20 protein-coding genes and 1 pseudogene are annotated in these 22,632 nt (G+C 51.9%); 10 read left to right on the forward strand and 11 right to left on the reverse strand.

Annotated features, from left to right (window positions below; genetic code table 11):
- The 5 genes and pseudogenes from ACO0LM_RS25615 to pepN all read right to left on the reverse strand — a co-directional run.
- A pseudogene (locus ACO0LM_RS25615) lies at window positions 1–307 on the reverse strand (transposase); the annotation flags it as partial.
- 125 nt (window positions 308–432) lie between these two features.
- Window positions 433–1,065, reverse strand: a complete 633-nt coding sequence (gene ribA, locus ACO0LM_RS25620) for a GTP cyclohydrolase II (protein ID WP_423041254.1) — start codon at window positions 1,063–1,065, stop codon at window positions 433–435.
- Between the two features lie 279 nt (window positions 1,066–1,344).
- The gene (ilvD, locus tag ACO0LM_RS25625) at window positions 1,345–3,222 is read right to left on the reverse strand and encodes a dihydroxy-acid dehydratase (protein WP_423041256.1); all 1,878 of its coding nucleotides are present in this window, start codon (window positions 3,220–3,222) and stop codon (window positions 1,345–1,347) included.
- A 325-nt stretch (window positions 3,223–3,547) separates the two neighbouring features.
- Window positions 3,548–4,549, reverse strand: coding sequence for a class 1 fructose-bisphosphatase (locus tag ACO0LM_RS25630; protein ID WP_423041258.1), 1,002 nt, complete (start codon window positions 4,547–4,549; stop codon window positions 3,548–3,550).
- Between the two features lie 199 nt (window positions 4,550–4,748).
- Window positions 4,749–7,427: an aminopeptidase N gene (gene pepN, locus ACO0LM_RS25635; RefSeq protein WP_423041260.1), complete on the reverse strand. Its 2,679-nt coding sequence runs from the start codon at window positions 7,425–7,427 to the stop codon at window positions 4,749–4,751.
- A gap of 314 nt (window positions 7,428–7,741) precedes the next feature.
- Here pepN and ACO0LM_RS25640 point away from each other — a divergent pair, with 314 nt between their 5' ends.
- On the forward strand, window positions 7,742–8,377 hold the full coding sequence (locus tag ACO0LM_RS25640) for a hypothetical protein (protein WP_423041262.1): 636 nt from the start codon (window positions 7,742–7,744) through the stop codon (window positions 8,375–8,377).
- A gap of 113 nt (window positions 8,378–8,490) precedes the next feature.
- On the opposite strand, the gene ACO0LM_RS25645 is transcribed toward ACO0LM_RS25640, so the two are convergent.
- Genes ACO0LM_RS25645 through ACO0LM_RS25665 form a run of 5 tightly spaced genes read right to left on the reverse strand, consistent with a single transcriptional unit; the run spans window position 8,491 to window position 13,027 of the window.
- On the reverse strand, window positions 8,491–10,725 hold the full coding sequence (locus ACO0LM_RS25645; RefSeq protein ID WP_423041263.1) for a DUF1631 family protein: 2,235 nt from the start codon (window positions 10,723–10,725) through the stop codon (window positions 8,491–8,493).
- Window positions 10,726–10,743: 18 nt separating this feature from the next.
- Window positions 10,744–10,884 (reverse strand): hypothetical protein, encoded by a 141-nt coding sequence (locus ACO0LM_RS25650; RefSeq protein ID WP_423041265.1) that lies wholly within the window; start codon window positions 10,882–10,884, stop codon window positions 10,744–10,746.
- A 38-nt stretch (window positions 10,885–10,922) separates the two neighbouring features.
- Window positions 10,923–11,066 carry a hypothetical protein gene (locus tag ACO0LM_RS25655; protein ID WP_423041267.1) on the reverse strand — a complete coding sequence of 48 codons (144 nt, stop codon included), beginning with the start codon at window positions 11,064–11,066 and terminating at the stop codon, window positions 10,923–10,925.
- 11 nt (window positions 11,067–11,077) lie between these two features.
- Window positions 11,078–12,052 (reverse strand): quinone oxidoreductase family protein, encoded by a 975-nt coding sequence (locus ACO0LM_RS25660; RefSeq protein WP_423041376.1) that lies wholly within the window; start codon window positions 12,050–12,052, stop codon window positions 11,078–11,080.
- Between the two features lie 57 nt (window positions 12,053–12,109).
- Window positions 12,110–13,027 carry a DMT family transporter gene (locus ACO0LM_RS25665; protein WP_423041269.1) on the reverse strand — a complete coding sequence of 306 codons (918 nt, stop codon included), beginning with the start codon at window positions 13,025–13,027 and terminating at the stop codon, window positions 12,110–12,112.
- A 238-nt stretch (window positions 13,028–13,265) separates the two neighbouring features.
- Here ACO0LM_RS25665 and ACO0LM_RS25670 point away from each other — a divergent pair, with 238 nt between their 5' ends.
- The gene (locus ACO0LM_RS25670) at window positions 13,266–13,430 is read left to right on the forward strand and encodes a hypothetical protein (protein ID WP_423041271.1); all 165 of its coding nucleotides are present in this window, start codon (window positions 13,266–13,268) and stop codon (window positions 13,428–13,430) included.
- 44 nt (window positions 13,431–13,474) lie between these two features.
- Here ACO0LM_RS25670 and ACO0LM_RS25675 read toward each other — a convergent pair whose 3' ends face one another.
- On the reverse strand, window positions 13,475–15,109 hold the full coding sequence (locus ACO0LM_RS25675) for a helicase HerA-like C-terminal domain-containing protein (protein ID WP_423041273.1): 1,635 nt from the start codon (window positions 15,107–15,109) through the stop codon (window positions 13,475–13,477).
- A gap of 130 nt (window positions 15,110–15,239) precedes the next feature.
- Between ACO0LM_RS25675 and ACO0LM_RS25680 the strand changes: the two genes are divergently transcribed.
- The 8 genes from ACO0LM_RS25680 (at window position 15,240) to rng (ending at window position 22,358) form a co-directional block, all read left to right on the forward strand.
- The gene (locus ACO0LM_RS25680) at window positions 15,240–15,965 is read left to right on the forward strand and encodes a YebC/PmpR family DNA-binding transcriptional regulator (RefSeq protein WP_423041275.1); all 726 of its coding nucleotides are present in this window, start codon (window positions 15,240–15,242) and stop codon (window positions 15,963–15,965) included.
- A 1-nt stretch (window position 15,966) separates the two neighbouring features.
- Window positions 15,967–17,241 carry a phosphoribosylamine--glycine ligase gene (gene purD / locus ACO0LM_RS25685; protein ID WP_423041277.1) on the forward strand — a complete coding sequence of 425 codons (1,275 nt, stop codon included), beginning with the start codon at window positions 15,967–15,969 and terminating at the stop codon, window positions 17,239–17,241.
- A 114-nt stretch (window positions 17,242–17,355) separates the two neighbouring features.
- On the forward strand, window positions 17,356–18,255 hold the full coding sequence (hemF, locus tag ACO0LM_RS25690) for an oxygen-dependent coproporphyrinogen oxidase (RefSeq protein ID WP_423041279.1): 900 nt from the start codon (window positions 17,356–17,358) through the stop codon (window positions 18,253–18,255).
- Window positions 18,246–18,920: a nicotinate (nicotinamide) nucleotide adenylyltransferase gene (nadD, locus tag ACO0LM_RS25695; protein WP_423041281.1), complete on the forward strand. Its 675-nt coding sequence runs from the start codon at window positions 18,246–18,248 to the stop codon at window positions 18,918–18,920. Before hemF ends, nadD begins: the two co-directional genes overlap by 10 nt.
- A 3-nt stretch (window positions 18,921–18,923) precedes the next feature.
- Complete coding sequence (rsfS, locus tag ACO0LM_RS25700; protein ID WP_423041283.1) at window positions 18,924–19,670, forward strand: ribosome silencing factor; 747 nt, start codon at window positions 18,924–18,926, stop codon at window positions 19,668–19,670.
- 80 nt (window positions 19,671–19,750) lie between these two features.
- Window positions 19,751–20,221 (forward strand): 23S rRNA (pseudouridine(1915)-N(3))-methyltransferase RlmH, encoded by a 471-nt coding sequence (rlmH, locus tag ACO0LM_RS25705; RefSeq protein ID WP_422987909.1) that lies wholly within the window; start codon window positions 19,751–19,753, stop codon window positions 20,219–20,221.
- Between the two features lie 23 nt (window positions 20,222–20,244).
- A complete protein-coding gene (locus ACO0LM_RS25710) occupies window positions 20,245–20,862 on the forward strand; it encodes a Maf family protein (RefSeq protein ID WP_423041285.1) in 618 nt (205 codons plus the stop codon).
- A gap of 23 nt (window positions 20,863–20,885) precedes the next feature.
- Window positions 20,886–22,358: a ribonuclease G gene (gene rng, locus ACO0LM_RS25715; protein ID WP_423041287.1), complete on the forward strand. Its 1,473-nt coding sequence runs from the start codon at window positions 20,886–20,888 to the stop codon at window positions 22,356–22,358.
- Window positions 22,359–22,632: the final 274 nt, after the last annotated feature.

Below are 22,632 nucleotides of genomic sequence, written 5' to 3' on the forward strand. Positions count from 1 at the left end.
GCTCCGACCATGTTTGATACGGGCCGCGCCAACCTGATTTTTTTAATGCCTGCTCCAGCAGGCTTAACTCACTTCCCAACGGCTTCTCTTTCCATTGCTTGAAGTACGTGTACACCGTACTTTTGGGAGGAAAGTCGCTCGGTATCATGTCCCACTGGCAGCCGCTTTTTAACACGTACAATACCGCGCAAAACACATCATATAAATCCACTTTGCGCGGCTTGGTTTTCTTGCGTGCGCTCAGCAGAAGATCTTCTATCTTCGCAAACTGTTCTCGACTGATATCGCTTGGGTAGGTTTTTCTCATCACCCAAGTTTACGCAATATTCTTTTTGTTTACAATAAGATCTCGAATAGCTTCTAAGACCATGAGCATTTTGAGCAGCGCATGAGCCCCGATCACGCCAGCGCAGTAAGATCGTAAACACGTTCTTACAGCTCTGGCTGTATCAGATGCCCGAGCTTGGTAGCCTTGGTGGCCAAGTAACGCTCGTTAAATGGATTGCGTTTGATAATCAGGGGAATGTGTTCTTTCACCGTGATCTTCATGCCTTCCATCGCAGCGATCTTGCGCGGGTTATTCGTCATCAGTTTGACTGAGCCGATACCCAGGTGCTTGAGCATGGGGTCGCACAGGCTGTAATCCCGCAAGTCCGCCGCAAAACCCAGCCTTTGATTGGCTTCTACCGTATCCGCACCCTCATCTTGCAGGCGATATGCACGGACTTTGTTGACCAGACCGATGCCGCGACCTTCCTGACGCAGATATAACAAGACACCGCGTCCTTCATGGGCAATTTTTTGCAGGGCCAGTTCCAGTTGCGGGCCGCAATCGCAGCGCTGGCTGAACAGGGCGTCACCCGTCAGGCATTCGGAATGGATGCGTGCCAACACCGGCTGGCCATCGGCCACATCCCCCAGAGTCAGGGCGATATGCTCCTTGCCTGTTGCCGTTTCAACAAAGGCATGCATGCGGAAAGTCGCCCAGCTCATGGGCAAATTACAGGAGGTAACGTATTCCAGTGCCTGTTCCTTCAGATCGACAGGCTGGTCATTGCTTAACATACAATTCTCACGGATTCTTTTTATAAATATTGCTTGGTATTCTGCTATGACCATCATTAAAAACCTGACGGCCCAGACCAGAGTATAAACGAGGCGTGCATTTCCTACTTCTGCGGTGAACGATCGTTTTATTTTCAAGCCCTGATCACTATGTATGGTCGGCGTGCCAGAAAGCAAGTACCGAACAGATTAGAGGATTTCTGCAATAAAAAAAGGGCATCGGTTTATACCAATGCCCTGCGATGTCAAGCAGCGGATTATTTCGCTGGGACGACGCTTTTATTTACGCTGTAACTGGGTGATATCCCTGACCGCGCCACGGTCAGCCGATGTTGCCAGGGCTGCATACGCCTGCAAGGCTTGTGAGACATAACGTTCCCGGCCTACCGGCTGCCAGGCTTGCGGGCCGCGTGCTTCCATTGCTGCCCTGCGCTGCGCCAGATCGCTATCGCTGACCTTCAGGTTGATGGTACGGGCCGGAATATCGATTTCTATGATATCGCCCTCTTCCACCAGGCCTATAGCTCCGCCTTCTGCTGCTTCAGGTGAAGCATGACCAATCACCAGACCGGAAGAACCACCCGAGAAACGACCATCCGTGAACAGCGCGCAAGCTTTGCCCAGGCCCTTGGATTTGATATACGAGGTTGGATAAAGCATTTCCTGCATGCCAGGGCCACCTTTAGGGCCTTCATAACGGATGATGACAACGTCGCCTTCATGCACGGTATCACCAAGGATGGCTTCGACTGCCGAGTCCTGGCTTTCAAATACACGTGCCTTGCCGGTAAATTTCAAAATGCTTTCATCAACGCCAGCAGTTTTGACGATACAGCCTTTTTCTGCCAGGTTGCCATACAGTACAGCCAAGCCGCCATCTTGCGAATAGGCATGCGCCTTGTCGCGTATGCAGCCAGCCTGGCGGTCAGTATCCAGGCTGTCAAAGCGCTTGTCTTGCGAGAATGCAGTCTGGGTAGACACGCCACCTGGTGCAGCGCTGAATAATTTGCGTATCGCAGCATTGTCAGTCACGGCGATATCGTTTTGCGCAATCGCGTCTGCCATGGTTGGGCTATGTACGGTGGGGCGTGTGGTATCGAGCAAACCGGCGCGTGCCAGTTCACCAAGGATAGAGATAATGCCACCGGCACGATGCACATCTTCGATATGGTATTTATCGGTCATCGGCGCGACCTTGCACAGGCAGGGTACTTTGCGGGAGATACGGTCGATATCTGCCATCTTGAAATCCACACCAGCTTCATGCGCCGCTGCCAGCAAATGCAAAACAGTATTGGTAGAACCACCCATGGACACATCCAGCGCCATGGCATTTTCAAAGGTCGCCTTGTTGGCTATCGAGCGTGGCAGGACGGAATAATCATCTTGTTCATAATGGCGCTTGGCCAGTTCCACCACCAAGCGACCGGCACGCAGGAATAATTCCTTACGGTCGGCATGGGTCGCCAAAATCGTGCCATTACCTGGCAAAGACAGACCCAATGCTTCGGTCAGGCAGTTCATGGAATTTGCCGTGAACATGCCGGAGCAGGAACCACAGGTCGGACAGGCAGAACGTTCGATACGTCCAATTTCTTCATCCGACACCTTGCTGTCGCCAGCCTTGATCATGGCATCAACCAGATCGATCTTCATGATCCTTTGCTCGCCAGTCTGCTTGGGATGCAAAGTCTCCAGCACCTTGCCAGCTTCCATCGGGCCACCGGATACAAACACCACCGGGATATTCAAACGCATGGCAGCCATCAGCATGCCGGGGGTAATCTTGTCGCAGTTGGAAATACACACCATGGCATCGGCACAGTGGGCATTGACCATGTATTCCACCGAATCAGCAATCAGTTCGCGTGAAGGCAGCGAATACAACATGCCGCCATGACCCATGGCGATCCCGTCATCCACGGCAATGGTATTGAATTCTTTGGCGACGCCGCCAGCCGCTTCAATCTCGCGCGCCACCATCTGGCCCAGGTCTTTCAAATGCACGTGACCAGGCACAAACTGGGTGAAGGAATTGACAACCGCGACGATAGGTTTATCAAAATCACCATCTTTCATGCCAGTCGCACGCCACAGAGCGCGGGCACCCGCCATATTGCGGCCATGGGTGGTGGTACGGGAACGGTAAACGGGCATGATGGGACTCCAGGGGTTGCACGATAAAAATAGTATATGAGAGATTGCCTTGCGTGGAGTGATATGTCAAATATTGAATTTACTGATAATTAGGTCGAATAAAATATTAATTAGTTTTTCAAGACCAAAAAGCTCACCACAGAGGCACCGAGACACAGAGGAGTCACAGAGAAAATCAAAACATTTAAAAGGTATTCAAGTTTTCTCTGTTTTTCTCTGTGTCTCCGTGCCTCTGTGTTGAGAGGTCTTTATTAAAAACACGAGTAACCATAAAAAAAACGCGAAGCATCAAACTTCGCGTTTTGATTTGCTACATTCAGGCTCATCATTCCTGATGGTACTGCGTCACTCTCTCGACTTCATTTTTAGATCCCAAAAACACCGCAACACGCTGATGCAGTTTTTCTGGCTGAATGTCCAGCATGCGTTGCTTGCCGTCGGTGGACGCGCCGCCAGCCTGTTCGACGATGAAGGACATGGGGTTGGCTTCGTACATCAGACGCAGTTTGCCTGCCTTGTCTGGTTCACGTTTGTCTGCAGGGTACATGAAGACGCCGCCGCGGTTGAGGATACGGTGTACGTCAGCCACCATGGAGGCGATCCAGCGCATGTTGAATTCTTTGCCGCGGGGGCCAGTGCTGCCGGCCAGCATTTCATCCACATAGCGTGTGACTGGTGGATACCAGTGGCGGGTGTTGGAAGAATTGATGGCAAATTCCTTGGTATCTTCCGGGATTTGCATATTGCGTTGTGTCAGTACCCAGGAACCCATTTCGCGGTCGAGGGTGAAGCAGTTCACGCCATTGCCGGTGGTCAATACCAACACAGTCTGTGGACCATACACGGCATAACCAGCGGCGACCTGCTTGCTGCCTGGTTGCAGGAAGTCTTGCTCGGAGGGCTTGCCCATACCTTCCGGCGCCTTTAATACCGAGAAGATGGTACCGATGGAGACATTGACATCAATATTGCTGGAACCATCGAGTGGATCAAACAGCAGCATGTATTCGCCTTGTGGATAGCGGTTAGGGATAGGATGGATGCTTTCCATTTCTTCCGATGCCATGGCTGCCAGGTGACCACCCCATTCATTCGCTTCCAGCAAAATTTCATTCGACAGGATGTCGAGTTTCTTTTGCACTTCGCCCTGGACGTTTTCACTGCCGGCGGTACCCAGCACTTCGCCTAATGCGCCCTTGCCTACCGCATGGCTGATGGTCTTGCAGGCACGCGCCACCACTTCGATCAGCAGGCGCAGTTCAGCCGGTATTGAATTATTCAGGCGCTGCTCTTCGACCAGGTACTGAGTCAGGCTTACACGTTTCATGTTGTTCTCTCGATTTTTTCAGTAATTCTTGTCAATAGTTTGTTCAATAAGTCGTTCAAAACCTGTTTACGATCTGTAGCGAGCGTGCGTCAGCGGGGTGAAGAGCCGCGCAAAAAGCGGAATGTACTGTAGTACATGAGCATTTTGAGCAGCGCATGAGCCCCAATCACGCTCGCGCAGTAAGATCGAAAACAGGTTTTCAGGATGCCAGGGCCTTGCTGACTACTTCCAGCACATCTTTCGACAACTTCTTGGTGTCAGCTACTTTTTGCAGGGCTGCCTTCATATGGGTTTGCAAATTCTTTGGATACTTCTTCCAACGATCCATGCTGCGTGCCAAACGGGCTGCCACCTGTGGGTTGAGCTTGTTCAATGCAATCACCAATTCTGCCCACAAGGCATAACCACTGCCGTCAACTGCATGAAAGCGCGCCGGATTGGCGTTACAGAAGGCAAAAGTCAGACTGCGTGCACGGTTGGGGTTGTTCAGTGTGAAGGCTGGATGCTTCATCAGCTCACGCACTTTGGCGACATCGGTAGTACGTGCAGTGGCCTGCAACATAAACCATTTATCGATGACCAGAGCTTCTTTCTTGAAGTCTTTGAAGAACTGGTTCAGAGCCCTGGCGGCGGCTTTGGCATGTTTGTCCTTGCCGCTGAAATTAGTCAGGGCGGTCAGTGCTGCCAGGCGATCTGTCATGTTTTCAGCTTCATCAAACTGGGTTTTCGCCAGATCAAAAGTGGAATCATCCGACCATTCAAGCAAATACGACAGGGCCAGGTTTTTCAAACCGCGTCTGGCCATGGATTGTGCATCCGGGCTGTATTTGCCAGGTGTCAGATGGCCTTCATAGGCACTCAATAAATCGGCACGCAGATGTTCGGTCAGGGTGGCGCGGGCGAACTTGCGTGCAGCATGAATGGCCTGCGGGTCCACCACCTTGAATTCTTCTGCAATCATGGCTTCGGAAGGCAGGGTCAGCACCAGTTCACGGAAAGCCGGGTCCAGGCTGGCATCATTCAGGGTGGCGCGCAGGGCGTCGATGAACATGCTGTCCAGTGTCAGTTCTTCGCCTTGTTGTACGGCAGTGGTCAGTTTTACCAGGCGGCGTGTGGCCAGGCGCTGGCTAGCTTCCCAGCGGTTGAACGGGTCGCTGTCATTGGCCAGCAAGAGGCCCAGTTCTTCATCGCTATAATCAATTTCCAGCACCACCGGTGCAGAGAAATTGCGCAGCAGCGAAGGCACAGGCTTGCTACTGACTTTGCTGAAGCGGAAGGTCTGGCTTTCTTCTGTCAGTTCCAGCACCAGACTGTTTGCACCTGCCTGCGCTTCATAATCGACGCAATGCAGCGCCATGTCCTTGCCATCAGCGCCCAGCAAACCCATGGCAACCGGGATATGGAAAGGCAGTTTTTTAACTTGTCCTGGGGTGGCCGGGCAAGACTGGCTGAGTTTGATTTCATACGTTTGCGCTTCTGCATCATAGGTGGTTGCCACCTTGACGCGTGGGGTACCGGCCTGGCTATACCAGCGCTCAAACTGGGTCAGGTCACGACCACTGGAATCGGCCATGGCAGCACGGAAATCATCACATGCCACGGCCTGACCATCATGCCGTTCAAAATACAAATCCATGCCCTTGCGGAAGCCATCGTGGCCCAGCAGGGTGTAATACATGCGCACGACTTCCGAACCTTTTTCGTAAATCGTGACGGTGTAGAAATTATTGATTTCCACAAAAGAATCAGGACGTACCGGATGGGCCATAGGGCCCGCATCTTCCGAAAATTGCACCTGACGCAGCAGGCGTACATCGTCGATACGTTTAACGGCGCGACCGGTGGCTGTGCCAACCAGATCAGCAGAAAACTCCTGGTCACGGAAAACCGTCAGGCCTTCTTTCAACGACAACTGGAACCAGTCGCGGCAGGTGACGCGGTTACCAGTCCAGTTATGGAAGTATTCATGACCCACCACGGATTCTATGCCGGCATAATCGACGTCCGTCGCGATGGATGGATTGGCCAGCACAAACTTGGTATTGAAAATATTCAAGCCCTTGTTTTCCATCGCCCCCATATTGAAGTCGCCGGTGGCGACGATCATGAAGCGATCCAGGTCCAGTTCCAGTCCAAAGCGCTGTTCGTCCCAGCGTATGCTGTTTTTCAGGGAATCCATGGCATGCTGGGTCTTGTCCAGATTGCCTTCTTCCACCCAGACTTGCAGCAGGGCTTTGCGACCGGATTTGAGTTTATATTTTTCTTCCTGGCACACCAGCTTGCCGGCCACCAGAGCGAACAGGTAGGAAGGTTTTTTGAACGGGTCTTCCCATTTGGCGAAATGGCGGCCATCGCCCAGATCGCCTTCTGCAATCAGGTTACCGTTACTCAACAGGACAGGGAATTTTTTCTTGTCGGCACGCAGCATGACAGTATATTTTGCCATGACATCGGGACGGTCGGGGAACCAGGTGATTTTACGGAAACCTTCTGCCTCACACTGGGTAATGAAGTTGCCATTCGATGCATACAGGCCAGACAGCGAGGTATTTTTTTGCGGATTGATCAGGGTTTCAATTTCCAGCGTCACTTCGTCCGGGGCATTGGCTATGCGCAGGGTTTCGCCTTCTATCTTGTAAGCGCTTTTCTTCAAGCTGATGCCGTTCATGCGCAGTTGCAGCAACTTCAGGGATTCACCGAACAGTACCAGGTCTTTCTCTTTGCTGTCATGATTGCGGCGCATGGTCATGCGGGTTGCCACGTGTGTCGCTTGCAGATCAAGGTCGAAACCCATCTCTACCGTGTCCACCCAAAAGCCTGGGGCAACGTAGTCTTTACGGAAAATAGTCTGTGGTTTGCTGGCAGTATCGTTGCGCATGGATTGAATATCTCGCGAAAATAAATGGAATGGCAAAGTCTTGTGAACCCTGCGAAGACTGCCATTTTACCAAGCTGTGTGTGAGCAGGCACAAAAGCAGTCATAATTACTTTGCAATAACGCAGAAAATTTGGTCCGATTGTGGATTTTTTGCAGAGACCCGCTAAAAATTTTATAAAAAACCTGGAATATCATGGCTTTTTACCGACGGTCACAAAGTCGTTACAACACGTTACAGAAATCACAACATGTTTGCGCGATGATGCATATCATGAAGTGATAGAACAAGAACTGAAATATCAAGGAGTCGCACCATGAAAAAAATTGCCATGCTATTTGCTGTGGCCTGTAGTGTTTTACTGAGTGGCTGTGCAACGACCTTCAGCAGCCAGGTCAGCGTATTTCATGAATGGCCTGCAGCCGCAACCGATAAATCGTATATCTTTGAACGTGCGCCGGGACAGGAAAATAATCCTGAGCATAAATTATATGAAGACATGCTGCGTAACCGCCTGCAGGTTCTGGGTTTCACCGAAATCAGCGCCGGTGCCACACCTGCCATGAAGGTAGGAATGAAATACGGGACCACACTAAGGGAAATCCAGTATTCACCGTTATGGCATCCAGCGATTTATGATCCATTCTGGAACATGCATTTTAGCCGGGGGATATATCGTTATCGCTTAGGCTATCCTTACCCCTACTGGGGCTGGGGCGGTTATCCACGCTACTGGACAGATTTCAGCCTACGTGCCACCTATCTGCATCAGTTGGAAATCCATATAGACGGCATCAGTCCAGCCAAAAAACTTGCGGATATCAAGGTCAGCTCAGAGCAGACCGAACTGGAAATATCGACCTTCATGCCCTGGATGATGGACAGTGCCCTGCATGGCTTCCCAGGTAAAAATGGCAGCACCATTGAAGTCGAAATAAAGATGGATAAATAATAACGGCACCGTCCGTAAGCAAAAAAAATGCCCCTGGATGTGCATAGCATCCAGGGGCATTTTTATATAGGGTTTTTCTGTTTTTTTAGCACCAAGGACCGATCAGCCTATCGTCAGGCTGGCGGATCTCTCAGTGCTTCCACCAGGGCGCGGTCCACCACCGATTCGGCAACGATCTGTATCGCACTGCCTTCACGGAACTGGGTAACCAATTCTTCACTCGACACAGAGAATGCATCATGCCCCTGACGGTTGGTGAAGATATACCGGGTGCGTTTGGGGCTGACCCAGGCCAATTTGAAACGGGTGGTCACGCCACTTTGCCGGGTGAAGTCAACCCAGATACCGCGTTCCATGGTTTCGATGACGCGCGCCCAGTTATCCACTGGTTGCTCTATCTGATCCTGCACATGGCGGTTCAAACGTCTTTCACTGGCTCTTTGCGCAATATTGACGGCAATTTCCAGTTGGCGGCGCGGTGACAATTCCAGCGGTGCGCGGGCAATGGCAGCATGCCGTTCTGCCAGTTTGGAAAAGAATATGACGCGTTCAGGTTCATCCCATTTGATCGCATTCAGCCAGGCATTCAACAGCGACAGCATGGCCGGCAATTTGCTGACCAGTTCCTTGCGTTCTTCCGCACTGTTTTTCGGTTTCAGGCTCCAGATCAGATCATCCATCGTCCGCAGGGCGTTTTCCAGGGCGTTGGGCTTTTCTTCCTTGACGTTATGGGCAATGGTCAGGATACGTATCCACTGCTCTTTCAAAAACACTTCCAGAAAGCCGGCAACTTCACCGGTTTCTACCCGGATGGCGACGTCATTTTCGGCAAACTCACGCGCCAGCCGCATTTTCTCCTGCTTCAGGGCGACTGCCACCGGCTCGCTGATGGCTACTTCGGTTTGCTGCTCCTCTTCTTTCAGGAAGGCTTCAAGATCGGCGACAACGTCAGAAAACAATTCTATCTGCTGATCAAAATCCTGCTGCACCCGTTCGACGATGCCTTCTATCATCTGATAGAGCGGATCTTCTGTCGTGGTATCGCTGTTGAGCAAGACGCTGGATTTTGCCAGCGTATCAATCAATACCCTGGCTGGATGGTCTTCCTTGAAAAAGAAATCTTTATCCAGCAATGCCACTTTGAGCGTGGGTATCTGTAACTGACCGATAAGGCCCTTGATATCTGCCGGGATGCTGGCATCGTTGAATACATAATCAAAAATCCGCGCCAGCAGCTCGATGGTGCTTTGATCGATGTGTGTCAGGCTTTCGGCATTCGGCTGCTGTGACAGTTGCCGCAAATGCGCCGTATCCATGGGCATGGGATTGCCCGAGATCGTCCTTTGTACGCTAGTCAGGTAGTCAAAAAACTGACGATCAATGGTAACCATGTCGGGCGCATGTCCACCACCACCACCGACATTGCCGTTACCGGCAAAGCCACCGCCACCGCCCCCCTGCTGGCCACCGACATATGGCACGCCGTCCGCGCCACCACCGCCGCCACCGCCACCGCCACCGCCACCGCCACCGCCACTAACAGTGTTGCTGAAAGAAGCAGGCGTGGATGCGCCAGAGAACATATTCCTTAACTTATTTTCCAGATAGGGATCGCGGTCGCTGATATCTTCTGACGACGACAGCATGTTTTTCTTTTGCTTGTTCTTATACCCGTCATTAATATTGGGGAGAATGCCACGCTCTATCAATGCCTGGTTCAATTCCCGATAAATCGCTCCCAATTGCAAAAACAGTTCTGGTCGCAACAAGCGCAAAATCAGATGATGGGTTGCCGGATCGGGTTCCAGTTCCATCCAGGCCTGATGTACCGCCTTGACAAACAGTTCAGGGCGAAACGGGTTTTGCGACACGCTGATCGGTGTTCTGCGCAAGACATGGCCTATACGCGTGTTCAGCGCCACCAGTTGCTCGGCATTACTCACTTCCAGTGACTGGCTAAGATTACGGCTGAGTACCTTGCTTTCCATCTCCTCGAAACTGACGAGCGAGAAATCCTGCTTTCCTTCATCGGTTCTGGCACGCTTGCGCGTGTTCACCACACTGACTTCCTTGGCCAGGGCGGCATTGATCTGTCCTGCCACCAGGCGGTAAAAGGTGGTGCCATTGCGTTTCAGTTGCTGATACGCCTGGAAACTGATTGCTACTTCTTCAGGCCTGACGGTCTGATCCGACAACTTGAACAAGGCTTCGGTCAGGCGACCAGCAAATGCTTCCAGTTGTGAGGACACCAGATTGGTCGCTATCGGCACCAAACTTTGTAATATCAGCAAACGACTGGAGCTCGAAAATTCGCTGGTTTTAGCGGTATTCAGTGGAAGGGTGTCCATTGCTAGTTTTTATTGTAATCAGAATGGTTGATAAAACTGCAGCAACATGGCGCGCAAAACAGGTGCGCCACGCACCACCAAATGTACACTGCTCACGGCCTGAATTGTCTGTACAGGCAAAAAACGACAAAAAAGAATACCAATATCAATTAAAAGCAAGGATAGTTCCTTGCATTTCTTTTAATCTTCAAGCTTCATTAATTAGTATAGTAAGCCTCTGAAGCAAGGGTAATAACAACTATCAGCATGACGGCAAAAATAAGGACGACAAGCAGGCGTCCGAATTTGGGGCCATCATTTTGCTGCCCATCCGGCTTTTTTGGTGGTGTCACTTGTGTCATATTATCTTGCATCATGGAATTAATATGGTAGAACCTGTTGTTTTTCGTGCTTCCAGGTCACGATGTGCCTGGGCGACCTCGCTCAGGGCATAGCGCTGACGGATATCTATTTTGATTTTGCCGCTTTCCACCATGGAAAACAATTGTGCCGCCATTTGTTCAAGATCATCGCGCTTCGCGGTATAGCTCATCAAACTGGGGCGGGTAATAAACAGGGAACCACGTGCGGCCAGCTCATTCAGGCTGAAAGACGGTACCGGACCCGACGCATTCCCAAAACTGACCATCATGCCCAGCGGTGCCAGGCAATCAAGCGAATTGATGAAGGTATCCTTGCCGATGGAATCATAAACGACAGGCACCCCTTTTCCATCCGTAATTTCACGAACACGCTGAACAAAATTTTCTTTGTTGTAGTTGATGACATGGGTACAGCCATGGGCTTTTGCCAGTTCGGCCTTTTCGTCAGAGCCCACGGTACCTATCATGGTCACCCCTATGGCTCTTGCCCACTGGCTGGCAATCAGGCCTACCCCACCGGCGGCGGCATGAAAGAGTATGGTTTCACCACCCTGTAAAGAAAAGGTGCGATGAAATAAATATTGCACCGTCAAACCCTGCAACATCATTGCTGCGGCAGTTTCAAAGCCAATGCTGTCAGGCAGGCGCACCAGATTGTCTGCCGGCATGATGCGCGCTTCTGCATAGGCACCACTTGGCCTGCCAGCATAGGCAACGCGGTCGCCAACGTGCACATAGGTGACGCCTGGCCCCACGGCTTCGACGATGCCTGCGCCTTCCATGCCCAACCCGCCAGGCAGGGGCTGCGCGTAGAGCCCGGTACGAAAATACACATCGATGAAATTCAGGCCGCAAGCCTTGTGACGCACCAGTACTTCACCGGCACCGGGTTGTCCCAGTTCAACATCGACATATTCCATGACTTCCGGACCGCCGGTTTGCTGCATCCTGACTGCTTTTACCATTACCATTTTTGGCTCCTGATGGTTCAATCCGCTTCCATGCTGCACCTGCCTCATGGTCTAAGCTGAAGTTTTCTTTGCCGACAGCAAGTACATGCCTCCCATGACCAGCACTGTACCTGCCATTTGCCAGGCTGTGATGGGTTCATTGAGAAAATACGCCCCTAAAAACAAGGTCGATACCGGCCCTATCATGCCAGCCTGCGACGCCGTTGCCGCACCAATCTTCTTTACAGCAATCATGGTCATGAATACCGGCAGTACCGTACACAGGATGGCGTTCACCACTGACAAAGAATATACAGCAAGCGGCTGCACCAGCATGGATGCCGGGCGCAGAACAAAAAACTGGCCTATGCAGGCGGCACTGGACACACACATCGCATAAGACACCAGACGCAAGGAACCCAATCGCTGTACCAGCTGACCAGACTGTATCAAATACAGGGCATAGGACACCGCCGCCCCCAGTACGAGTAACGAACCCAGCAAAACATTGCTGCCGCCAAACTTCAGGTCATGGAAAAACACCAGCACGATGCCCATGTAGGAAACCATCAGGGCCAGCCATTCCAGCCGGCTGACGGCACGTTTCAAGAAGAAAGCAGATATCAGCAACACAAAAGAAGGTGTCAGAAACAGGATCAGCCGCTCCAGACCGGCGGTAATGTATTGCAAACCCAGGAAATCAAGGAAGGATGACAGGTAATAACCAATCAGCCCCAGACCTATCAGGCTGAGGCGGTCTTTCCGGCTCAGACTGCCACCCTTATGCATCTGCCACAGGGCTATGCCGGCAAAAATCGGCAATGAAAATGCCATGCGAAAAAAAATCAGGGTAACCGCATCCACGTTATAACGGTAAATCAGCTTGGCGACGATAGCTTTGGTGGAAAAGAGGATGGCACCAATCAGGGCAATTGCAAGACCAGTCAGGTAAGAACGTCTAGCAAGTAAAACTGGGTTGTTGGGCTGCATAAAATAATTTGTTTAAAACCTTCCGATACGTCGATGCTGGCAAAAAAACCTTGCCGACCCGCTTTATTCTCTCATTCCGTCCCTGATCCAGGCATTTTAATTTCCTCCTGGGAAATAACTCACAATCTTTTACACCGTATCCCTGATTTAGTGGTCAATTTGACTTTGTGTAACCATTAAAAGATGCAAATTTCATTACACTTGATTTATGGATAACAGCACTGCTCAGGAGCACCACATGTACACACCCAGATTGCAATATGCCGATCAACCGGTACTTCGCCCGAAACGCGCGCAAACTGAAACGCCACAGTTACGTCAAAAACCTGTAGCTCTGAAACAGCAGGCTTCCGATTTGAGCAGTATTTTCAAACGCCTGGCCAATTCAGGTCAGCACGACTGAAATCCATCAGTGCCAGGAAGGGACAAAGCCCTTCCGGTTTGTGTTTATTTCTTCAGGATGGACCCCAGCACACCACGGATGATTTCACGTCCAACCTGAGACCCCATGGTTCTGACTGTAGACTTGATCATGGTCTCCACCACATTGTCCTTGCGTCGCAAGCCCCCGCCCCCAAGCAAATTACCGAATACGCTTTTCAGCGTATCGCCAACACCACCACCTTCCTGCTGTGCGGGCTGAGCTACGCGCCCGAACCCGCCTGTGGGCCTGGCTGGTGCCGATGGTGCTGACGGTGCCGATGGTGCATTACCCCACCCATTGGTATCTGCCGCTGCTGGTTCATCCCTGCTGCCAGCTTGCAGATTTTCATCCCTGTCAGTCGCAGCCGTCGCTGCACGGGTAGCCACACGACCTGTCAGTTTTTCATATGCAGATTCGCGGTCTATATGTTTTTCATAGACACCGGCGACGATGGAGGTCTGCATAAGCTGTTGACGTTCGTCGGCAGTAATTGCACCTATCTGCGAAATTGGTGGCACGATCAAGGCACGTTGCACGATATTCGGACGACCTTTTTCATCCAGGAAGGACACCAGGGCTTCACCCACACCCAATTCGGCAATCACTGCCGCTGTATCCAGTGCTGGATTGGGGCGGAAGGTTTCTGCGGCAGCCTGCACAGCTTTCTGGTCACGTGGGGTATACGCACGCAAGGCATGTTGTACGCGATTGCCAAGCTGCCCCAGAACAGTGTCCGGTATATCCAGCGGATTCTGCGTCACAAAATACACACCGACGCCCTTGGAACGGATCAGGCGCACCACCTGTTCAATTTTTTGCAGCAAGACCTTGGGCGCTTCATCAAACAGTAAATGGGCTTCATCAAAAAAGAACACCATCTTGGGTTGATCAACATCGCCAACCTCAGGCAAATGCTCATACAGTTCGGACAACATCCACAGCAGGAAAGTCGAATACAGGCGCGGTGATTGCAGCAATTGATCGGCCGCCAGGATATTCACGAAACCGCGGCCATTGCCGTCGGTCTGCATCATGTCATCCAGGTTCAGCATGGGTTCGCCAAAGAATTGCTCGCCTCCCTGCTCGGAGATGGTCAGCAAGGAACGCTGTATTGCACCGACACTGGCGGCAGAAATATTGCCGTATTCGGTCTGGAATACGGAGGCATTCTCGGCCAGGTATTGCAGCATCGCGCGCAAATCCTTGGTATCAAGCAGCAACAAGCCGTGATCGTCCGCGATCTTGAAGGCAAGTTGCAGGACACCTTCCTGGGTATCGTTCAGGTTCAGCATACGGCCCAGCAACAAAGGACCCAGGTCAGATACCGTGGCACGCACCGGATGGCCTTGCTTGCCAAACACGTCCCAGAAAGTGACCGGGCAAGCCTGCCACACGGGTTCATCCATTTGCAGGGCTTGCAGCCTTTGCTGCATCTTGCTGCTGGCGTTGCCGGCCTTGGCCATACCGGACAAATCACCTTTGACATCGGCCATGAATACTGGCACCCCGATATCTGAAAATGCCTGTGCCATGGCCTGTAGCGTGACGGTCTTGCCGGTACCGGTTGCGCCGGTGATGCAGCCATGCCGGTTAGCCCAGTCGGACAGTAAATTCAGGTCGATTTCGGAACTTTTAGCGATCAACAATGGTTTTGACATATTTTTGGAAGGTGATTTGGGGAATTCGGTCTGTACCACTATGGTAAAATACTGGTCTTCATTATAAAACCAAGCCAGGCAAAATTGCCGCCCTCAGGGTGAGCTATTGTCAATTCAGGAAAGAGCGATCATGGCAGGACATAGTAAATGGGCCAATATCAAGCATAAAAAAGCAGCCACAGATGCCAAACGCGGCAAGATCTGGACGCGTCTGATCAAGGAAATCACGGTTGCATCACGCATGGGCGGTGAGGATGTGAATTCCAATCCGCGCCTGCGCCTGGCAGTAGACAAGGCAGCAGATGCCAATATGCCCAAGGAAAACGTCACGCGCGCGATACAACGCGGTGCTGGCACGCTGGAAGGCGCAAATTATGAAGAAGTACGCTATGAAGGTTATGGCATAGGCGGTGCCGCCATCGTGGTTGACTGCATGACCGACAACCGCGTCCGTACCGTGGCTGAAGTGCGCCATGCTTTCAATAAATTCGGTGGCAATATGGGGACTGAAGGCTCTGTTGCCTTTTTGTTCAAACATTGCGGCCAGATGTTTTTTGCGCCTGGCACGAATGAAGATGCGCTGATGGAAGCTGCACTCGAAGCCGGTGCTGACGATGTGGTCACCGATGACGAAGGCGGAATCGAAGTCATTTGCACGCCGTTCAGCCTGTCTGATCTGCGGATCAGCCTGGAAAAAGCCGGTTTCAAGGCCGAAGTCGCTGAAGTGGTCATGAAACCAAGTACAGAAACGGTGTTTGCCGGTGATGAAGGCATCAAAATGCAAAAATTGCTGGATGCATTGGAAAACCTCGACGACGTACAAGAAGTATTCACCAACGCCATCATAGAAGATTAAGATGAAATTACTCGTAGTCGGCTCTGGTGGCCGTGAACATGCACTCGCCTGGAAACTCGCGCAATCTGACCGTGTACAAACCATTTTTGTGGCCCCTGGCAATGGCGGCACAGCTGCTGACATACGCCTGAAAAACATCAACATTACCGATCCGGCTGCGCTGGCAGATTTTGCCGAGCAAGAACATATCGGTATTACCGTGGTCGGCCCGGAAGTACCGCTGGCTGCCGGTATCGTGAATATTTTCCGCGAACGTGGCCTGAAAATTTTTGGCCCGACCAAAGAAGCGGCACAACTGGAAAGCTCCAAGGATTTCGCCAAGGCTTTCATGCACAGGCACGCCATCCCAACGGCTGAATACCAGACTTTTTCCGACCTGGTGCCAGCGCATGACTATATCAATGCCAAGGGCGCACCTATCGTCATCAAGGCTGATGGCCTGGCTGCCGGCAAGGGTGTGGTCGTGGCCATGACGCTGGAAGAAGCGCATGCTGCTGTCGACATGATGTTGTCTGACAATAAGCTGGGCGATGCTGGTGCCCGCGTGGTGATCGAAGAATTTTTGGCTGGAGAAGAAGTCAGCTTCATCGTCATGGTGGATGGCAAGAATATTCTGCCACTGGCCACCAGCCAGGATCATAAACGTTTGCTGGACAATGACGAAGGTCCAAACACGGGCGGCATGGGTGCGTACTCCCCTGCCCCTATCGTTACACCAAAATTGCATGCACGCGTGATGCGCGAAATCATTGTGCCTACGGTACAGGGCATGATCAAAGACGGCATCGTGTTTACCGGCTTTTTGTATGCGGGCCTGATGATTGATGACCAGGGCAATCCAAAGACGCTGGAATTCAATTGCCGCATGGGCGATCCTGAAACCCAGCCCATCATGACGCGCCTGAAAACTGATCTCCTGCATGTCATGGAGCACGCAGTGAATGGCACGCTCGATACCGTGGAACTGGATTGGGACAGGCGTACCGCCATGGGCATCGTCATGGCCGCCGCAGATTACCCGGACAACCCGCGCAAGGGCGACACGATTAGTGGCATCCCCGCAGAAACTGTTGAAACCGTGACCTTCCATGCCGGCACCACATTGGATGAAAAGACGTTGACTACGAATGGTGGCCGGGTGTTATGCGTGGTTGGCCTGGGCGATACCGTCAAACAGGCGCAGAAACACGCCTATGAAACGGTCGAAAAAATCCATTTCGATGGCATGCAGTATCGCCACGATATAGGCTGGCGTGCGCTGAACCGCAAACACTAATCCTGGTCAGGCGTACTTGCTGTGAATGCCACATAGTGCGTCATCGATCTTTTAAAGTGGGTTGGACCATGATGCAGGGTCCAGCCCCTTGCGTTTTTTAGAGTAGATAGCAGAATGACAGATACACTCGCGGTTAAAAATTACTTCTTGGGCCTGCAGGCTGGTATAGTCGCGGCTCTGGAAGAAGTTGATGGCCAAGCTTTTATCAGCGATAGCTGGGAACGCCCCGAAGGGGGTGGCGGTATCTCGCGCGTGATAGAAGAAGGCAAGGTATTTGAACGTGGCGGCGTAAATTTTTCCCATGTCATGGGTAAAAACCTGCCACCATCTGCTGCTGCCAGCCGCCCTGAACTGGCTGGCCGTCAGTGGGAAGCCATGGGTGTATCGCTGGTCTTGCATCCGCGCAACCCCTATGCCCCCACCGTACACATGAATGTACGCTTTTTCACCACCCATGCTGAAGGGCAGGAAGATGTCTGGTGGTTTGGCGGCGGTATGGACTTGACGCCTTATTATGGCTTTACAGAAGATGCCACCCACTTTCACCAAACCTGTAAAAATGCAGTCCAGCCTTTTGGTACAGATTTGCATGCCCGCTTCAAGAAATGGTGTGACGACTATTTTTACCTGAAACACCGCAAGGAAGCCCGTGGCGTAGGCGGTATCTTCTTTGATGATTTCAATGAAATTGATTTTGCCAGTAGTTTTGCAATGATGCGCAATGTGGGCGATGCCTTCGTCCCTGCGTATCGTCCGATACTGGAACGACGTAAAGACCAGGCATATGGCGAGCGTGAGCGTGATTTCCAGGCATATCGTCGTGGTCGCTATGTGGAATTCAACCTGGTATTTGACCGTGGCACCCATTTCGGTCTGCAATCCGGCGGCAGGACAGAGTCCATACTGATGTCCATGCCCCCCATCGTCAAATGGCGTTATGACTGGCAGCCGGCAGCCGGCAGCCCAGAGGCAAAACTGGTCACCGACTTTCTGGTACACAAGGAATGGGTATAGAAACTGCCGCAAAACCCTGCATCCTGGTACTGGGTGGCAGCTTTGACCCTGTCCATCTGGGACATATCGCCCTTGCCCATAGCCTGGCAACGGCATTGAAACCGGATGAATTACGCATCGTTCCCGTCGGCCAGCAGTGGCAAAAGAATGAATTGCAAGCGACGGCAAAACAAAGGCTGGCCATGCTGGAGCTGGCTTTTGAAGATTGGCAACTCTGCCCTGTCAGGATAGATGAGCAAGAAATTATCCGGGCAGAACAGGGTAAAAATAATTACACCATCGATACCTTGCACCAGTTACGTACGGAAGTTGGCGAGCAGGCATCACTGGTGTTTGCCATGGGTGCAGATCAGTTGCAAAATTTGCACACCTGGCGCAATTGGCAAGCCTTGCTTGATGTAGCGCATCTTTGCGCTGCTTCACGCCCAGGCTTCAGCCTGGATATCAGCAGCCCCGACATTGCTGACATCTGGAAGAAAAATGCCATCAGCGCCCTGGAAATGCGCTCGCGGCCTGCAGGTGGCACTTATCTGGAAAGAAACCTTGCACAGGATGTATCTGCAACCCAACTACGTACAGAATTAAAACAGCATAACCCGACAACAAGATTGCTAGTCCCGCACAAGGTGCTAGACTACTTACAACAACAAACTATCTACCAATAAAATATGGATATTAAAAAACTGCAAGGCTTGGTCATTGACGCTCTGGAAGATGTCAAGGCCCAAGACATACAATTATACGAAACCACCCACCTGACCAGCCTGTTTGACCGCGTTTGTATCGCATCAGGCACATCCAACCGCCAAACCAAGGCTTTGGCAGCTTCCGTACGCGATAAAGTCAAGGAAAACGGCGGCACTATCGTCAGCATGGAAGGTGAAGCGACTGGCGAATGGGTACTGGTCGATCTGGGCGATATCGTCGTGCACATCATGCAACCGGCCATCCGTGCTTACTACCGCCTGGAAGAACTGTGGGGCGACAAGCCTGTGAAATTCGGCGCAGCCAAGCGTACTTCCGTTAAAAAAGCGGATGCTGAAGAGGAAAGCGACCAGCCTAAACGTGCTCCACGTAAAACAGCTGGCAAGGCTGCTCCACTGGAAGTCACGCATGACATGATGGCGATCCAGACCACGCTGGATGATGAAAAGAAACCAGCCCGCAAGCCACGCATCAGCAAAACTGTCGGTGAAGCAGACGCTAAATCAGCACGCAAACCCGTTGCGCGCAAAGCCGCCGATGGTACAGCCAAACCAGCCAAGCCAGCCAAAATACCGACTGGTGGCCGCGTCAAGGTAGCCTCTACCAAAACCGCCGTGGCTTCAGCCAAACAGGCTGCAGAAAAACGCGGTGCGGCAGCAGGTGCGGCGCCAGCCAAACGTGCGCCAGCCCGTAAAAAAACAGAGGAATAATTCTGTTAATAACTCGTTTCAAATGGCTGCCTGGTGCAGCCATTTGTTTAAGCAGATCTGGTTTCAAGATACTATAAAACATGCAATTGATCATCGCCGCCGTCGGCCACAAAATGCCAGCCTGGATAGAAACCGGCTTTCAGGAATACGCCAAACGTATGCCGCCCGAATGCCGTGTGCTGCTCAAAGAAATCAAGCCGGTAGAACGCTCAGGCAGTAAAACCGCTGAAACCGTGATGGCATTGGAACGCACAAGAATCGAAGCCGTCATCCCCAAGAATGCACGCATTGTCGCCCTCGATGAACGCGGCAAGGACTGGACCAGTGTAGCACTGTCACAAAACCTGACCCAATGGCAGCAGGATGGCCGCGATGTCGTCTTTGTCATCGGTGGTGCCGATGGCCTGGATGCAGAATTCAAGGCTAAAGCCGATACCCTGATACGCATCTCCAGCCTGACCCTGCCACATGGCATGGTCAGGGTGCTGCTGGCCGAACAGCTTTATCGCGCCTGGTCGATTACCCAAAACCACCCCTACCACAGGGTGTGATCAACATACGCCAGGACAAACATATGCTCCGCGAAAATAAAATCTACCTCGCCTCCAAAAGCCCCAGACGCCGTGAACTGCTACAGCAGGTCGGCATAGAATTTGACCTGCTGCTCTTGCGCGATGCCCCGCCACGCGGGCCCGACGTGACTGAAATCGTCCTGCCCGGTGAAGCGCCGGAAGCCTACGTCAGCCGCGTCACCAAAGAAAAAGCCGACAAGGCATGGGAAGCCATGCACCAGCGCAAACTGCTGGCACGACCGGTGCTGGCGGCAGACACCACTGTCGTGTTGGGCCAGCAAATCCTGGGCAAACCTGCCGATCTGGAAGAAGCCATCAGCATGCTGCAAATGCTGTCCGGGCAAACCCATCAGGTACTGACCAGTATCGCTGTCCATTCAGCCCAGGGCAGCGCTGCCGTCACGCAATGCTCGGAAGTCAGTTTCGCCAAACTGGATCAGCAGCAGATCCTGGCCTACTGCCGCAGCAATGAACCGTATGACAAAGCTGGAGGCTATGGCATCCAAGGAGCGGCTGCACGCTTTATTTCGCACATCAAAGGCAGTTATTCTGGCATCATGGGATTACCCTTGTTTGAAACCTGCCAGTTGTTGCGTCAGACAGGTATCATTATTCCCTAACAGATAAAGTCTTTGAGAAGTCCATGAGCGAAAACCTCCTCATCAATATCACTCCGCAAGAGACCAGGGTTGCCCTGATGTTTCAGGGCGCAGTACAAGAACTCCATATAGAACGCACCTTGTCACGCGGCCTGGTCGGCAATATCTACCTGGGCAAAGTCGTGCGTGTGCTACCCGGCATGCAATCAGCCTTCATCGATATCGGCCTGGAACGTGCCGCCTTTTTGCATGTGGCCGACATCTGGGATGCCCGTCCGCAAGATGGCAGTGGCAGCAGTAATTCGCCGCTGACGCCGATAGAAAAATTATTGTTCGACGGCCAGTCGGTGACCGTGCAAGTGGTGAAAGACCCGATAGGCACCAAGGGTGCCCGGCTTTCTACGCAAATCTCGATTGCTGGCCGCATGCTGGTGTATCTGCCACAAGACTCGCATATTGGTATCTCGCAAAAGATAGAAAACGAAGCCGAGCGCGAAGCCTTGCGCGCAAAAGTGCAAAGCCTGCAGCAAAACGATGAGAAAGGTGGTTTCATCGTCCGTACCATGGCAGAAGATGCCTCGGATGAAGACCTGAAAGCCGACGTTGATTACCTGCGCCGCACCTGGTCCACCATACTGCAACTGGCCAAGACCCAACCGCCAACTACCCTGCTGTATCAGGACCTGAACCTGGCACAACGCGTATTGCGTGATTTCGTCAACGAAGAAACCGACAGCATACAAGTCGATTCGCGCGAAAATTACCTGATGCTGCAAGAATTTGCGACGCGCTACATGCCATCGGTCTTGAGCAAGCTGCAGCACTACATCGGCGAGCGCCCGCTGTTTGATCTGCATGGAGTAGAAGAAGAAATCGAAAGAGCCCTGGGCCGTCGCGTGGATCTGAAATCTGGTGGTTACCTGATCGTTGATCAGACTGAAGCCATGACCACCATTGACGTCAACACCGGCAGCTTTGTCGCCGGTCGCAATTTTGATGACACCATCTTCAAAACCAATCTGGAAGCCGCCCACGCCATCGCCCGCCAGTTACGCCTGCGTAATCTGGGTGGCATCATCATTCTCGACATCATTGATATGGAGAATGAAGAACACAAGACCGCCGTACTGACTGAATTGAACAAGGCCCTGTCACGCGACCGCACCAAGCTGTCCGTATCCGGTTTTTCTGCCCTCGGCCTGGTCGAAGTCACGCGCAAGCGCACCCGTGAATCCTTGGCCCACGTGCTGTGTGAACCCTGCCCTGCCTGCAATGGCAAAGGCCAGGTCAAGACTGCCCGCACCATTTGCTACGAAATCCTGCGCGAGCTGCTGCGTGAAGCCAAACAATTCAACCCGCGTGAATTCCGCATCATGGCTTCACAGGTCGTGGTCGACATGTTCCTGGAAGAAGAATCCCAACACCTGGCCATGCTCGGCGACTTCATCGGCAAGCCGATTTCACTACAGGTGGAGAATGTGTTTCATCAGGAGCAGTACGATATTATTTTGATGTGACGATGATTTTGTGAAACTTGCACTTACTGGCCACTAATATCCACATGAATAAGAAAGCAAAAGGTCCTTGCGTCAATAATTAGTTTCCTACGCAAATTACTGGCGAAAATTTAAATCATCTGGTTGCATGCCTTTGGCTCGTAGCCATTTTTTTTCATCTCCATTCCACCTGAGCTAAGCATTGACATTTTAATGATCTTTGGTGAATCGCTCACCTTCACCATTTCACTTAACATACATTCGATAGATACAAAGCGCGCAAATCATATGTATA

Origin of the sequence: Undibacterium sp. Di26W, from assembly GCF_049340265.1 — a bacterium.
Lineage (GTDB): Bacteria > Pseudomonadota > Gammaproteobacteria > Burkholderiales > Burkholderiaceae_D > Undibacterium.